We start from the raw sequence: 15,013 nt of genomic DNA on the forward strand, positions 1-15,013 counted from the left end.
ATCAACTCTCTTTATTTACTATTGTTATTTATCTTTTTTAAAATTTGCTTTTCAATCCATTCATACATGTTATTCCATGTAATATCAGAATCCGTATCGAATAAAACTTCATGGCGTTTATTTTTGTATAAATGGACGGTTACATGTTTCACGCCGCAGCGTTTATATAATTTCCCTAGTTTTCTAATACCTTTACCTTTGCCACCTAACGGATCATCTTTTCCCGATATGAGCAATACAGGAAGTTCTGTGTTCATTTTTTCGATGTTTTTTACACGGCTTGTGCCTAACGCGTGTTTTATTATTTGGTATATGAGTTGATTGGAAACTAAAAAACCAGTATTTGGATCTTTGATAAATTTAGCAACTTCTCGAGCATCGCTAGATAACCAATCGCTTGAAGTTTTTTGATTTTTAATATCTTTATTAAATGATTTATACATTAATCGATTAACCCACTTCAATCGACGTCGTTTTCCTAATATTAAAGTAATGATTTTCATTAACACAGCAATAGGTAGACCTAAATACTTTGGATATTGGGCTGTGCCACTAAGAATTAAACCTTGCGCTGCATCAGGATATTTTTGAGCAAATATACGGGCTATAATAGAACCCATAGAATGACCTATCATAATGTATGGGATGTTCGTGTAGTGTGTACACATTGTCTGCGCAATTTCATATGTATCATCCGCAACTTGCGATATATCATCTATATGTCCACGTTCTTTTTCCTTTATTTCTTTCCCATGACCTCTATGGTTATGGCGTAATACATCATATCCTTGTTGATTAAACGATTCAACAAGTTCATCATATCTTCCCATATGTTCTGCCATACCATGAAGCAAATGTACAACACCAATTGTTTCATGCTTGGCTTTATCTAATTTCACTTCTAACATTGTGCCATCTTCAACAGTAATCTTAAATTCCTTTTGACTCATGTGATAGCCCCCAAATCATGCATCATTTCAAACTTCTTATACTATACAATATACCCTCAAAATTCAATGTTATCAAATAGAATGCAAAACGTTAACCACTAGACAACGATATATTAAAAAACATTGATTTTATAAAAACTCAAGCAAGTGTTTTACTTAATAAAAACGTAATTATTATTCGAAACACTAATATAATTCTATTTTAAAAATGTTATACTCAATATCAAGTATTAAGTCAGGTTGTCGACTATATCAATAACTTTGTTGATAGTTTATTGGTTAAACTATATGGAGACAAATGCATACAAACCTTTTTCTTCATTTCTAATTAATTATTAAATAAAGCAATTAATGAACACAGTTTGTCTCAAAGAAAAATATTTTTTAATATCAAATGCTCTTATAGCAATTGGTTTAGCTACATTTTGAATCAGTAAGTAATAAGTATCGAGTTATTTGTACTCAACATAAAATGTAACACAGACAACAATTCATCGAGGAGGGCATCTAATGGATATAACAATTTTTATTTTTATTTTATTAGCTATATTCTTAGGTGCTTTAGTACGTACATACTTTGGCTTTGGAGAAGCTTTAATAAGCATGCCTTTATTAGCTTTAATAGGTTTAGACATAAAAACAGCAATATCTTTAGTTGGTATCGCTGGTCTAACTGTAGCTTTATTTAATATTTTTTCTGAAATGAAGTATATTAAATATAGAACTTTGGCAGTCATGATGTCAGGTAGTTTAATCGGCATACCTGTAGGCATATGGATACTCCATCATTTTGATACTGGGAAAATCCAATTACTATTAGCTATTTTTCTAATTCTTTATGGTATTTATGCTTTTATCAAAACCGTTTTTCTCACCCACCATTCTAAAATCAAACTAAAATCTTCTCTATGGGAAGGTTTGGCAGGACTTGTTTCTGGTGTATTAGGCAGTGTTTATAATTCACACGGTGTACCAATCGTTATTTTCGGAACGCTAAGTCAATGGCATATTAAAGACTTTAAAAGTACAATTCAAGCTCATTTTCTATTAACAGCTATCTTTGTTGTCATGGGTCAATTATTAGGCGGTATATGGACGAGCCAAACTATTCGATTATTCTTAGCTACTTTACCTATATTGATTGTTGCAGTTTTATTAGGTAAGTATTTATCGAAAAAGACACACCATAATCATTTTGAAAAATGGATTTATATTTTTATAGTTATCTTAGGTATATTAATGCTCTCAACACAGTAATTGGCTTTTTGTATAATTTGCTTCTGAAAACAAAAATACAAATATAATTTAGCAAAGGTTGGTTTATTATTATGTTTGAAGAATATGCTTCTAAAAAGTTAATAAATAAAATGGATGAAATGGTAAATGACTTTTCCCCAGTTAATTTTGAAATTGAAAAATGGAATCGTGAGTATGAAGGTTTTAATTTTAGCTTAACTCATCACACTTTTAAAAGTCGTTTAGCTAAGAAGACACCTAAAAAAACTGGTTATTTCGTTGCAATGTGGCAAAAAAATGAAATAGCTAAAAATATCCCTTTTAATTGCGAGAATTCTAAAGATTACTTGGTTATTAATATTATTGATGGTGCCCGTACAGGACAATTTATTTTCCCGAAAGATATCTTGTTAGCAAACGGCATAATAACATCTACTAAACACAAAGGAAAAATGGCAATGCGTGTTTATCCGCATTGGGAATCCAATTTGAATAAGACTGCACTAAAAACACAAAAGTGGCAAAGCCCTTACTTTTTAGATTTATCTACCACCCTCAATGAAAAAGATATCTGTACATATTATGAGATAAAGTAACACGAAGATATATTGAGATAGACAAACCATTTGCTCTAAAGGCATTTAGTTTATTTTTTTATAAATATAACTTAATTTTAAAAACAAAAAGTGGTCTTTCAGACCATTTCTGGCCCTTTTATAAGCCACATTACCATTTTCTTAAGATTCATGGCAACACTAATCAGCGTGGTATCCATGGAAACTTTTTTGATACCTCTATATCGTGTCCATCTCATACCATGCTGCTCTTTTGCATCTCCAAATCTTCTTTCAATTGTTAGGATTGGATACATACAGTCTGTGACCTATTGGCATTGTTCGTTTAAATATTAATGTTTCATCGTTAGGACAAATATAATTATCATAGTAACCAGAGTCCGGATCAGGCGTACTTACTTTTTTTACTTTTGTATTCCTCCTTCTTTTTCTTTTTTATAGGCTTTTTTCCTTGAGATAATCTTTGTTCATTAATTTCATTATCTAATTCTTCTTGGAAATGAAGAGAATCTTTCTTTTTTCACTAATTCAGTTATATATTTATTTTTATTTGCGTTTGCTTTTATGTGGGTTGAATTAATGAATAAAGATGAATGATCTATTAAATTATTTTTTATTGCGATTTTAAGAATTCTTTCAAATATTTGTTCAAATAAATCTGTATCATGAAAACGACGTGTATAGTTTTTACTAAATGTACCGAAATGAGGTACTTTATCTAAAAAGCTATAACCTAAATACCAACGGCAAGCTACGTTCGTTTCTATTTCTTTTATCTTTTGTCTCATTGATTTTATTCCAATTAATCTTTGAATAAATAATATCTTCACTAAAATTACAAGGTCAATTGATGGTCTTTCATTATCAAGACAATATTTGTCTTCGACAAGTTCATAAATGAAATTTAAATCCAATATATTATCTACTCTACGTAATAAGTGATTACTAGAAACTAATTCCGATATTGAAATCATTTCATATTGATCTCTTTTATCAGTTGATTTATTCAACATTACAAACACCACCATTGTTTAATTTAAATATATTATATTATTTTTGTTTAAAAATGGCAGTAATTTGTGCCGACTCCTGCGGGAAAAGCACTAGCCGAAGACTATAGGCTGAGGCTGTGCCCGCGGAAAGCGTGCACAAAAAAGTGCCAACAAAGTCGGAGACTTTGTCGACACTCTGAAACTGGCGACAAAGTCCTAAGACCTTGTCGCCAGTTTTAATATTTACGCTTTAACTGCTGGTTGGTTATTACCTGTTTGTGCTTCTTTAATCGCAGTTTCTAATTCTTTTGTATATAATTCTTTTTGAATGTTTGTATAGCCTAATAATTCAGCCATTACATCGATTACTTGTTCTTTATAATTTAATACATCATCAATTTTGAAATATAATTTACCTGTACGACGGATAAAGAAATCAGTTGGACGGTGAACCATTTCATTTTGAATTGAATAAATTAATTCTGTGTAGATATCTAACGGTAAACCAGTTTCTTGATATTGCGCAGTTTGTGCAATTTTGAATAACTCTTCAGCGTTTGAACCATATTTAGATACAAAGTGACGTGCAGTCGCTTCGTCGATTTGATAAGCTTTTGCATCTTCAACTTTTTGTTCAATATATTTATCAAAGTTTTTACTGCCGCCTACATCGCCACCAGAGATTGTTAAGTGTTTTGTTGCCGCTTTATCAAAAGTAAGTTTATATTCTGATTTTAAGCGTTTTGCTAATAAATCAACAATCTCTACTGCCATATGACGGTAACCAGTTAATTTACCACCTGCAATTGTTAATAAACCAGATTTACCTTCCCAAACTTCGTCTTTACGAGAAATTTCTGAAGGATCTTTACCTTCTTCTAAAATAAGTGGTCTTACACCAGCCCATGATGATTCGATATCTTCATCAGATACATTAACATCAGGGAACATATAGTTAATTGCTTCAATTAAATAATCTCTATCTTCTTGGTTAACTAACGGTGATGTCTTAACATTGTCATAAAATGTATCTGTAGTACCAACATATGCTTTACCTTCACGTGGAATAGCAAAAATCATACGGCCATCGTTTTCTGTATCAAAGTATACAGCTTGACCTAGTGGGAATTTAGATTGATCAATTACAACATGAACACCTTTTGTTAAACGTAATTCTTTATTATTACGTGCATAATCGCCACTACGTACTTCATCTACCCATGGACCACTTGCATTGATAACTTTTTTAGCTTTAATTGGGTAAGTTTCATTGCTAATTTGGTCTTCTACTTGAATACCATTAACTGTTTCATTTGAGTCATATGTGAAATGAACAGATTTTGTATGGTTAATGATAGTAGCGCCTTTTTCTTCAGCACGTTTCATTACTTCAATAGTTAATCGTGCATCATCTGTACGGTATTCAACATAAGAGCCACCAGCTTTAAGACCAGCTTTCTTAACAAGTGGTTCTTTTGCAAGTGTTTCTTTTGCATTTAACATTGTTTTACGTTCAGCTTTTTTAACACCTGCTAATCTATCATAAACGCCTAAACCAATCGATGTAGTGAATTTACCCATAGATCCGCCTTTATGCAATGGTAACAGCATACGTTCTGGTGTCGTTACATGTGGACCATTTTCATAAACAATCGCACGTTCGCGACCAGTTTCTGCAACCACGCCTACTTGTAATTGTTTTAAATAACGTAAGCCACCATGTACTAATTTAGTAGAACGTGAGCTTGTACCTTGTGCAAAGTCTTGCATCTCTACTAAAGCGACTTTCATACCTCTGTTACTAGCATCTAAAGCAATCCCAGCTCCGGTAATTCCGCCACCGATAATCACAACGTCATAAGCGTCATTTTTCAATTCTTTCTTAATCTGTTCTCTTTTTAAAGTTGATAAACTCATAAAATCCAGCGCCTCCTAAAGTATTAAAAAAGAGAGACTCATCCCATACATATATAATTGTACGAATTGAATCTCTCATTTCTCATCTCGATATTATTAACTTACCCGTATTGTAGCATAGATAACACTTTTAAGTCTAATTTTTTTACTCATCGTCTAATTTAAAGACTTGAGTAGCTTCTACAGCTTTCTTCCAGCCTTTGTAATGTTTTTCTCTTTCTTGTTCTACCATATCTGGATTGAATTGCTTATCTAACTTCCAACGGTTAGCAATTTCATCTTTACTATCCCAGAATCCAACTGCAAGTCCAGCTAAGTATGCTGCACCTAATGCTGTTGTTTCACTAATTTCTGGACGTTCAACACCAACATTTAAGATATCAGATTGGAATTGCATGATGAAATTATTTTTAACTGCGCCACCATCAACACGTAAATTATTTACTTTGATACCTGAATCTTTTTCCATAGCTTCTAATACGTCACGTGTTTGATAACATAATGATTCTAAAGTAGCTCGGATGAAATGTTCTTTTTCAGTACCGCGTGTAAGTCCGAAAATAGCACCTCGTGCTTCTGCATCCCAGTACGGTGTACCAAGACCAACAAATGCTGGCACAACATAAACACCTTCTGTTGATTCAACACGTTCTGCATAATTTTCTGATTGTGGTGCTGAATTAATCATTCTTAATCCATCTCTTAACCATTGAATTGCAGAGCCTGAAACAAAGATAGATCCTTCAAGTGCATAGTTGACTTTACCATCAATACCATATGCAATAGTCGTTAATAAACCACTTTTAGAAGTAACTGCCTCTTCTCCTGTATTCATTAACATAAATCCACCAGTACCATAAGTGTTTTTCGCATCACCACGTTCGAAACATGCTTGACCGAATAATGCTGCTTGTTGGTCACCAGCGATACCAGAAATCGGCACTTCTTTACCGAAGAAATGATAATCTACAGTATTAGCATAAACCTCACTTGAAGATTTTACTTCAGGGAGCATTGAATTTGGAATTTCTAAAATATCTAATAATTCTTGATCCCATTCCAAATCATGAATATTGTAAATTAATGTACGACTTGCATTTGTATAATCTGTGATATGTGCTTTTCCACCTGATAATTTCCATACTAACCATGAATCTATTGTTCCGAATAATAAATCGCCATTTTCAGCTTTTTCTCTAGTACCTTCTACATTATCAAGTATCCATTTTACTTTTGTACCTGCAAAATAAGGATCTAATAAAAGACCTGTTTTTTCACGGAATTTACTTTCTAAGCCTTGGTCTTTTAAGTTCTGACAAATACTTTGTGTTTGACGAGATTGCCATACAATTGCATGATATACTGGGCGAGACGTATGTTTATCCCATACTACTGCTGTTTCACGTTGATTTGTAATACCGATACTCGCGATTTGATCTGCGCCAATATTCTCTTCATTTAACACTTCAGCAATAACTGCTAAAACAGATGTCCAAATTTCATTTGCATCATGCTCTACCCAACCTGATTTAGGAAAATATTGTTTGAATTCACGTTGTGCTACACCTTGGATTTTTCCATCTTGATCAAAAAGAATTGCTCTTGAACTTGTTGTACCTTGGTCAATTGACAAAATATATTTTTTCATAATGATAATCTCCCTTATATTATGTTTGTAGGATGGACAATAATGTATGTAAAATGAATAATTCCCAACAACATATTTATATACATTCTATTTTAATAATCCAACAAACATATTCATATTATTTATTTTTTATAATATAAGACCTGTTTATATTTTAACGTATAAACAGGACAGTTAAAACTTATTTAATAAATTGATTCGATACCTTTTGCACTTTTTGCTTTATTTAAAGCGATTCCAAGCGCAATTGTTACGATTAGCAACACTATTGATACAACAGACATCATATCAAAAGCACCTTTATAGAATAATCTATAAATAACTGCACCCATCATACCACCTGTAATAGGCCCTAAAATTGGAACAATTGCATAACCCCAATTTGAGTTACCTTTTCCAGCAATTGGTAAAATGGCATGTGCAATACGTGGACCTAAATCACGAGCAGGATTAATGGCATATCCAGTTGGACCACCTAAACTTAAGCCGATAGCAACGATTAAACTACCAACAATTAGTGGATTTAAACCATCAGCAATTTTATTCATCCCAATGAATAATAAGCCCATTGTTAAAGCAGCAGTACCAATAATTTCACTTAAGAAGTTGGCAAAGTAATTTTTTATTGCTGGTGCTGTAGAAAACACAGCTAATTTTGTATCTTTGTCTTCAGTTGCTTTCCATTGCGCTAAGTACATTAACCAAACTAAAGTACCACCGATGATACCACCAAGTATTTGACAAATGATGTATCCTGGAACCATACCCCAGCTTAATGCACCGTCCATTGCGAACGCTAATGTAACGGCCGGATTTAAATGCGCACCAGATATTTCACCTGTAGCATAAACACCCATGGTTACAGCAAGTCCCCAACCTGTGGCAATTACAATCCAATCAGCACCGTTACCATTGCTTCGTTTTAAATTAACGTTGGCAACAACGCCACCCCAAATAATACTAATATTGCTGTTCCCAATAATTCAGCAAAATATACACTCATAGAGACTCCTCCTAAAAAAAGACAAAGAGATTCCTACAATTATGTCCAGCGTTAATACACTGGTTTAATGACTGTAGAAATCTCCCATCTCTGTTCTAATTATTAACTTGTGTTTATCTTACACCTCTATTGAAAGCGTTGTCAATCTTTTTTGTGAAAAAATTGCCACAATTTAAAAATCAATAACAGCGCTTTCTTTAATTTCGAATTGCTGAGTATAACAATTTATTTTTGCTGATAAGCCATAAGGCATGCTGTGCTTGGGCTCATTGTGTCCAAATGACAAATTATATAAAATTGGAACGTTTGGATTTTTACTTTTTTTAATAATTTTTAATATTTCATTTTTATACGCTTCATAATATATTTGATTAAATGGTTTACCAAAAACAATGCCTTCAACTTTATCTAACACACCTATTTGTAATAATTGGTTAAACATTTTTGAAAATTCTAAAGGAGATGGTGTATCTTCTGAAGTTTCCAAAAAAAGTATCGCATGATTAAATTGCTCTAATTCCGGAAATATGGAAGTATCTATCAAACTCACAAACGTTTCTAAATTACCTCCGATTAAATGACCACTCACAATATCGGCTCCATTTATAACTTCATAACTTTGGTTATCTCGTTTAGTCCTAGCAATATTTTTATTTTCTACTTTCCATTCTAATCCTGTTGGTCTTGTATAAGGCGTAGGCAATCGTTCGCCAATCGCTGAACTATTGAACCAACATTTTTCAATATCATTAATTGTAAAGCTATCCATTTCTATATTCTCCGCAAAATCTGTTAATAAGGCTTGTCCATAAAAACTAACAATACCCATTTTATAAAACATCATGTGGACAGTCGTTGAATCAGAGTAACCCGAGAAAATTTTTGGGTTATCGTAAATTGCTTGAAAATCTACATAAGGTAATATTCGAATGGCATCTTCACCACCAATACAACTTATAATCGCTTTTACATCACTATCTTGTAATGCTTCATTTAAATCAGAAGCACGCAGTTCAGGGTGTTCACGTACATATTTAATACCTTTGAGTGCATTGGGCATGACTTTCACATGCAAACCAAATACGGATTCCAGTCGTTCGATTCCTTGTTTAGTTCGCCATAAAATCGAATCTTCTCCGGCTAAACCAGAAGATAAAGATACAATTGCAACAGTGTCGCCTCTTAATAATTTTCTTGGTTTTATCATTAAATCTCCCCCTAGGATTTTAATTTATATAAATTAATACTATTCATTAAAAAATGGTAAAAAAAAAGAATTAGCTATAAGCTTTAGAAATGATTATACATTAATAAAATGATTTAATGCGTTTCTAAAATAGCTAATTCTAGTAAGACAATTACATTATAGTCAATGCCATTCAACCTTTATTCTTTATTAGAACGACTGTTAATTTAACTGCTTTAGTTGTATTACCATAAATCCCTATCGCTTGTAGTGATATATTTCGCACCATTTTCCACCGCAACATCAACTTCCTCAACATCATTAATCAAACCACCAGCAATCACAGACGTATTTGTCTCTTCATTAATGATTTTTATTGCCTTTGTTGCTATACCAGGCAACACTTCAACAAAGTCAGGTTCAACACGTTTTATAAGCTCAATACTTCTAGTTAATGCATGACTATCTAGAATAAATACACGAAAAACAGTAGTCGTATTCAACGCTTTGGCTTTGTTTATAACTTTCGTTTTTGTTGATACGATGCCTTTGGGATGGTAGTTTTGAATGATAAATTCACAAGCAAATTCATCGTGACTCATACCTCTAATTAAATCGATATGCATATACACTTCTATATTATTCTTCTTCATCAATTCCATAATGCTTTTGATATGACCTATATGCGTATCTAATAACACACATTCTTTATAATCTGTCTGTATCAGTTTTTCTAAATCTTTCATTGAGCGAATAGCCGGTAAAATATATGGCTTCATCCACTAACCTCCTATATAATACGCTTAAATAAGCGTTCTAATTCATAATTTGAAAAATTAATGATTATCGGTCTGCCATGTGGACATGTAAACGGATCTTCTGTTTCTCTCAATTGATTCACTAAATCTGCCATTTCATTATTTTTTAAATAGTGATTTGCTTTAATTGATTTCTTACAACTCATCATAATAGCAGCTTCTTCACGTATTTTTTTAACATTCACTTTTTTATGCTCTAAGACATACTCAATCATATCTTTAATAATTTCTTCCGCTTCAGCAGCAGGAAACCACACTGGATAACTATCAACAATATAATCATTACCACCAAACGGTTCTAAATGCACGCCTACTTTATCTAATTCTTCTACGTGTTGATTGATAATCATCAACTCGTCTTTTGAGAAGTGAAAAGTTAAAGGAATTAATAAATTTTGTATTTCATTAGAGACATCGCCTATTTTTTCTCTAAAATATTCGTATTTAATTCGTTCCTGTGCAGCATGTTGATCAATCATAAACATACCGTTCTCATTTTGCGCAATAATATATGTGCCATGCACTTGACCTACGACTTCCATATAAGGTATACGCTGTGAAGGGTTGCTACTGATACTTCCTTTAATATCTGATGCCTCAGATACATCTTCAGAAGGTGCTAATGTATCAGTAATATCTTGTTCTTCCATATCAGTCAACACATCTCTTTGCGTCTTAGCATAATCATAAGTCGATTCTTTCACTGAATAGGAATCGTTTGAAGTGGTATTCGGATTTGAGAATGTATTATCTAAGGTTTGATTAGATTGATTTGTTTCATTGGGCTGATTATCATCAAGGTCAAAATTCAAATTCGTTGAATGTGTAGCATCTCTTTGCTGTTTGCGTTTCTCAAAATCAATTTTCTGTTGTTCAAATTTATCCAGCACTTTATTTTTCTGCGTCAATTTATTCATATCATTTTGCGGTATTAAAATACGATCTTTAAAAGCTTCTCGTATTTTTTCTACGATCAGTTCAAACAACTGATCTTCTTTAGATAAACGCACCTCTAATTTAGTTGGATGCACATTGACGTCTACCAGTATCGGATCCATTTCAATATTAATATAACAAATTGGAAATCTGCCAATCATTAGCAGTGTATGATAGCCTTCTAAAATTGCTTTGTTTATTAAAAAGTTTTTTATATATCTACCATTAATAAAAATAGATATATAATGTTTATTACTTCGTGAATGTTCTGGTTTAGCAACATAGCCTTCTAAGCGATAGTCGCTTGTTTCACCCGTAATGTGTACTAAATCCTTAGCCACTTTCATCCCATATATTTCTGCCATAACTTCATTTGTACGTCCTGAACCATTTGTTTTTAGAATCGTTCTGCCATCTGAAATAAGTGAAATACGGATATCTGGATGACTCATCGCCATACGATTTACGATATCTGTAATTTTACCTAATTCAGTATATAAACTTTTAATATATTTTAAGCGCGCTGGTGTATTATAAAATAATGATTCAACCAATATATCAGTACCTTGTTTCGCTTTTGCAGGTTTTTGATTAAGAATTTCACCATTTTCCACATAAATCTCTTGGCCTTCTTGATTATCTGTACATGTTTTCAGTGTCACTTTGGAAACAGAAGAGATACTTGCTAACGCTTCTCCACGAAATCCAAGTGTGCGAATATGAAACAAGTCATCGTCTGCATCTAGTTTACTTGTTGCATGTCGATGAAAGACGAGACCTAAATCTTCTATATGAATACCCGTACCATTGTCAACGACACGAATAGATGCTACGCCAGATTGTTCAACTTCGATATTGATTTCAGTCGCTTGGGCGTCAATGGCATTTTCTAATAACTCTTTGACTACTGAACCTGGACGTTCAACAACTTCCCCAGCAGCAATCTTATTCGCTAATGATGTTTGCAACTCTTTAATCTTACCCATTTGACTTCACCTCTATTTCAATTGTTTTTGTAATTCACTTAATTTAATTAATGCTTCTATCGGTGTCATATTAGATAAATTCAACGTCTTAATTTCATTTTCTATTTCAGATTGCTCGACCGGTACATCAAATAGTTCAAATGCTGTTTGTTCAAATTGATTTTTTTTATCATCCTGTTTTGCATATTCCGATTGCTCAGGATATGTTGCAACTGGTTCTACTACATTTGAGTATTGTGCATCTTGAATACTTGAGTCTACTTCAAGTTTGTTAACTACGACTTGGTTTTCTTGTTTGTCAGTCTGTTCAAACGCATCTAATATGACTTGCGCACGTGAAATTACTTCGTCAGGTAGATGTGCTAATTTAGCTACTTGAATACCATAACTATCATCTACTGCGCCATCTTTAACCTTATGCAAGAAGATAAGTTCACCTTTGTATTCGTTTGCTGCTACATGCACATTTTTCAAACAAGATAAAGACTGATCTAAAGTTGTTAACTCATGATAATGCGTAGAAAATAGTGTTTTAGCATGAGACGTATTCGCAACATATTCTATCATTGATTGTGCAAGTGCTAATCCATCGTAGGTCGAAGTACCTCTTCCAATTTCATCAAAAATAATCAAACTATTTTCTGTCGCATGTGCGAGTGCTTTCTGCGCTTCTAACATTTCAACCATAAATGTACTTTCACCTGATACAAGATCATCTGCGGCGCCTATTCTTGTAAATATCTGGTCAAAGACTGGGAGCGTTGCCGATTCACAAGGGACGTATGCTCCCATTTGAGCCATGATACTAATTATGGCTACTTGGCGCATATATGTGGATTTACCAGACATATTAGGCCCAGTTATTAAATAGACAAATGTATCTTGATCTAATTCACAATCATTTGGCACATAATCATTATGGTCCATCACGCGTTCGACAACCGGATGACGCGAATTGGTTAATTGTAGTGTTTTGTCTTCGCTAAAAGTTGGACGTGCATAGTTATATTTTTGTGCAATTTCTGCAAAACTTTGTAAACAATCAAGTTCTGATATAACTTTTGCTTGTTTTTGTAAACGTTCTGTATAGGTTTTAATTTTTTCTCTTAGTTGAACAAACAATTGATATTCTAAGTCGATTGCTTTATCTTCAGCACCAAGAATAATGTCTTCTTTTTCTTTCAATTCATCTGTGATAAAACGTTCTGCATTAGATAATGTTTGCTTACGATGATATCCAAATGCTGTTGGGTCGAAACCTTGTAAGTTCGCTCTTGTAATTTCAATAAAGTAACCAAACACTTTATTAAAACTAATCTTTAACGATTTAATGCCAGTACGTTGGCGTTCTTTTGCCTGTAATTCAGCTAGCCATGACTTTCCATTTTTAGATGCCTCTAAATACTCGTCTAACTCACTATTAAAACCAGTTTTAAAAAGGCCACCTTCTTTTACAGAGATTGGTGGTTCTTCTTTTAAACTTTCTTCTAGTAAGCCAAGTAATTCTTCTAAAGGCTGTAGCGCTTTAAATTGTGCAGTCATCTGTTCATCAAAATCATTAAGTAGATTTTTAATATTTGGGATTTCTGAAATAGAATGTTTCAACTGAATTAAATCACGTGCATTGACGTTACCATAACTTACACGGCCTACTAAGCGTTCAATATCATAAACTTGATTCAAATGATTTCTTAATGTATCTCTTTCGATGAAATGATTAAGAAACTGTTCTACTGTATCTAAACGAGATTCTATATGTGCTTTATGGATAAGTGGTCTATCAATCCACTGTTTTAATCGTCTGGCACCCATTGGCGTCTTAGTCTCATCCATTAACCAGAGCAATGTTCCTTTTTTAGTTTTTAAACGAATACTTTCTGTTAATTCTAAATTTCGTTTAGCGTAAAAATCCATTTTCATAAAGTCTACCGCTTCATATTTAACAACTGCTTCAATATGGGATAAATCTCTTTTCTGTGTGTGATATATATAATCTAACAACAATTGTGTCGCATTAAACAAGTTGTGTTCTTTCATAGTATTTACATTATATTGTGCATCTGAAATTTCCGATAATACCGTTATCGTTTCAGTTGTTAAACTGATTTGTCGTTTTAAATCATCACCAATATTCTCGTTTACGACGATTTCATTAGGATTAATAGTTGTAATTTCATTCATTAGCGTCGCTTCATCTTCGAAATGTGTAACTTTCAACTCTCCAGTTGAAACATCACAATAACTTAATGCATAAGCGGCACTATCTTTCACAAAACTCAATATATAGTTGTTTTGTTTTTCATCAACGCCACCTTTATCCATTACCGTTCCAGGAGTAACAATTCTAACAACTTCACGACGAACCATACCTTTAGTCTGTCTTGGATCTTCCATTTGTTCACATATAGCTACTTTATATCCATTGCTAATCAATGTTTCAATATAGCCATCTGCTGCATGATAAGGTACACCACACATCGGTATTGGGTTCGTTTTTTTGGCATCCCTTTTCGTCAAAGTGATTTCTAATACTCTTGACGCCTCTTTCGCATCATCAAAAAACATTTCATAAAAATCGCCCAATCTAAAAAATAATAGACAATCTTGATATTGTGATTTTATTTTTAAATACTGTTGCATCATAGGAGTTTGGTTAGTCATTTTGATATTTCACAATCCTTCTATTAGTTTCTTACTTTTAAATTATCAATTTGGATTATACTTAATTTTGAATATGTAAGTTGCATTGTATCAATGTTTTTACAT

General features: G+C 32.8%; 9 protein-coding genes and 2 pseudogenes. 2 read left to right on the plus strand and 9 right to left on the minus strand.

Annotation, left to right across the window (positions count from 1 at the left end):
• Window positions 1–11 precede the first annotated feature (11 nt).
• Window positions 12–950 (minus strand): alpha/beta hydrolase, encoded by a 939-nt coding sequence (locus AOB58_RS03265; RefSeq protein WP_021338775.1) that lies wholly within the window; start codon window positions 948–950, stop codon window positions 12–14.
• A gap of 510 nt (window positions 951–1,460) precedes the next feature.
• On the opposite strand from AOB58_RS03265, the gene AOB58_RS03270 reads away from it, so the two are divergent.
• Both AOB58_RS03270 and AOB58_RS03275 read left to right on the plus strand, forming a co-directional pair.
• Window positions 1,461–2,207: a sulfite exporter TauE/SafE family protein gene (locus AOB58_RS03270; protein ID WP_021338774.1), complete on the plus strand. Its 747-nt coding sequence runs from the start codon at window positions 1,461–1,463 to the stop codon at window positions 2,205–2,207.
• 110 nt (window positions 2,208–2,317) lie between these two features.
• Window positions 2,318–2,782 (plus strand): MepB family protein, encoded by a 465-nt coding sequence (locus AOB58_RS03275; protein WP_102134925.1) that lies wholly within the window; start codon window positions 2,318–2,320, stop codon window positions 2,780–2,782.
• A gap of 98 nt (window positions 2,783–2,880) precedes the next feature.
• Here AOB58_RS03275 and AOB58_RS14020 read toward each other — a convergent pair.
• From AOB58_RS14020 to mutS, 8 genes and pseudogenes are all read right to left on the minus strand, one after another.
• A pseudogene (locus AOB58_RS14020) lies at window positions 2,881–3,774 on the minus strand (transposase).
• A gap of 222 nt (window positions 3,775–3,996) precedes the next feature.
• Window positions 3,997–5,670: a glycerol-3-phosphate dehydrogenase/oxidase gene (locus AOB58_RS03285; RefSeq protein WP_002507804.1), complete on the minus strand. Its 1,674-nt coding sequence runs from the start codon at window positions 5,668–5,670 to the stop codon at window positions 3,997–3,999.
• A 145-nt stretch (window positions 5,671–5,815) separates the two neighbouring features.
• Window positions 5,816–7,318 (minus strand): glycerol kinase GlpK, encoded by a 1,503-nt coding sequence (glpK, locus tag AOB58_RS03290; protein ID WP_021338770.1) that lies wholly within the window; start codon window positions 7,316–7,318, stop codon window positions 5,816–5,818.
• A gap of 185 nt (window positions 7,319–7,503) precedes the next feature.
• A pseudogene (locus AOB58_RS03295) lies at window positions 7,504–8,321 on the minus strand (MIP/aquaporin family protein).
• A gap of 172 nt (window positions 8,322–8,493) precedes the next feature.
• On the minus strand, window positions 8,494–9,528 hold the full coding sequence (locus tag AOB58_RS03300; RefSeq protein ID WP_021338768.1) for a S66 family peptidase: 1,035 nt from the start codon (window positions 9,526–9,528) through the stop codon (window positions 8,494–8,496).
• A 224-nt stretch (window positions 9,529–9,752) separates the two neighbouring features.
• Window positions 9,753–10,286: a glycerol-3-phosphate responsive antiterminator gene (locus AOB58_RS03305; RefSeq protein WP_002507808.1), complete on the minus strand. Its 534-nt coding sequence runs from the start codon at window positions 10,284–10,286 to the stop codon at window positions 9,753–9,755.
• A gap of 11 nt (window positions 10,287–10,297) precedes the next feature.
• Window positions 10,298–12,247, minus strand: a complete 1,950-nt coding sequence (gene mutL, locus AOB58_RS03310) for a DNA mismatch repair endonuclease MutL (RefSeq protein WP_021338767.1) — start codon at window positions 12,245–12,247, stop codon at window positions 10,298–10,300.
• Window positions 12,248–12,259: 12 nt separating this feature from the next.
• Entirely contained in the window at window positions 12,260–14,908 is a 2,649-nt protein-coding gene (gene mutS / locus AOB58_RS03315; RefSeq protein WP_064782954.1) for a DNA mismatch repair protein MutS, read from the minus strand.
• Window positions 14,909–15,013 lie beyond the last annotated feature (105 nt).

Source organism: Staphylococcus sp. AntiMn-1 (genome assembly GCF_001663395.1).
Lineage (GTDB): Bacteria > Bacillota > Bacilli > Staphylococcales > Staphylococcaceae > Staphylococcus > Staphylococcus equorum.

What these genes read in the sequence shown, in the direction of transcription:
- AOB58_RS03265 (WP_021338775.1), bottom strand. Translation starts at nt 950, where the DNA reads ATGAGTCAAAAGGAATTTAAGATTACTGTTGAAGATGGCACAATGTTA.
- AOB58_RS03270 (WP_021338774.1), top strand. Translation starts at nt 1,461, where the DNA reads ATGGATATAACAATTTTTATTTTTATTTTATTAGCTATATTCTTAGGT.
- AOB58_RS03275 (WP_102134925.1), top strand. Translation starts at nt 2,318, where the DNA reads ATGGATGAAATGGTAAATGACTTTTCCCCAGTTAATTTTGAAATTGAA.
- AOB58_RS03285 (WP_002507804.1), bottom strand. Translation starts at nt 5,670, where the DNA reads ATGAGTTTATCAACTTTAAAAAGAGAACAGATTAAGAAAGAATTGAAA.
- glpK (WP_021338770.1), bottom strand. Translation starts at nt 7,318, where the DNA reads ATGAAAAAATATATTTTGTCAATTGACCAAGGTACAACAAGTTCAAGA.
- AOB58_RS03300 (WP_021338768.1), bottom strand. Translation starts at nt 9,528, where the DNA reads ATGATAAAACCAAGAAAATTATTAAGAGGCGACACTGTTGCAATTGTA.
- AOB58_RS03305 (WP_002507808.1), bottom strand. Translation starts at nt 10,286, where the DNA reads ATGAAGCCATATATTTTACCGGCTATTCGCTCAATGAAAGATTTAGAA.
- mutL (WP_021338767.1), bottom strand. Translation starts at nt 12,247, where the DNA reads ATGGGTAAGATTAAAGAGTTGCAAACATCATTAGCGAATAAGATTGCT.
- mutS (WP_064782954.1), bottom strand. Translation starts at nt 14,908, where the DNA reads ATGACTAACCAAACTCCTATGATGCAACAGTATTTAAAAATAAAATCA.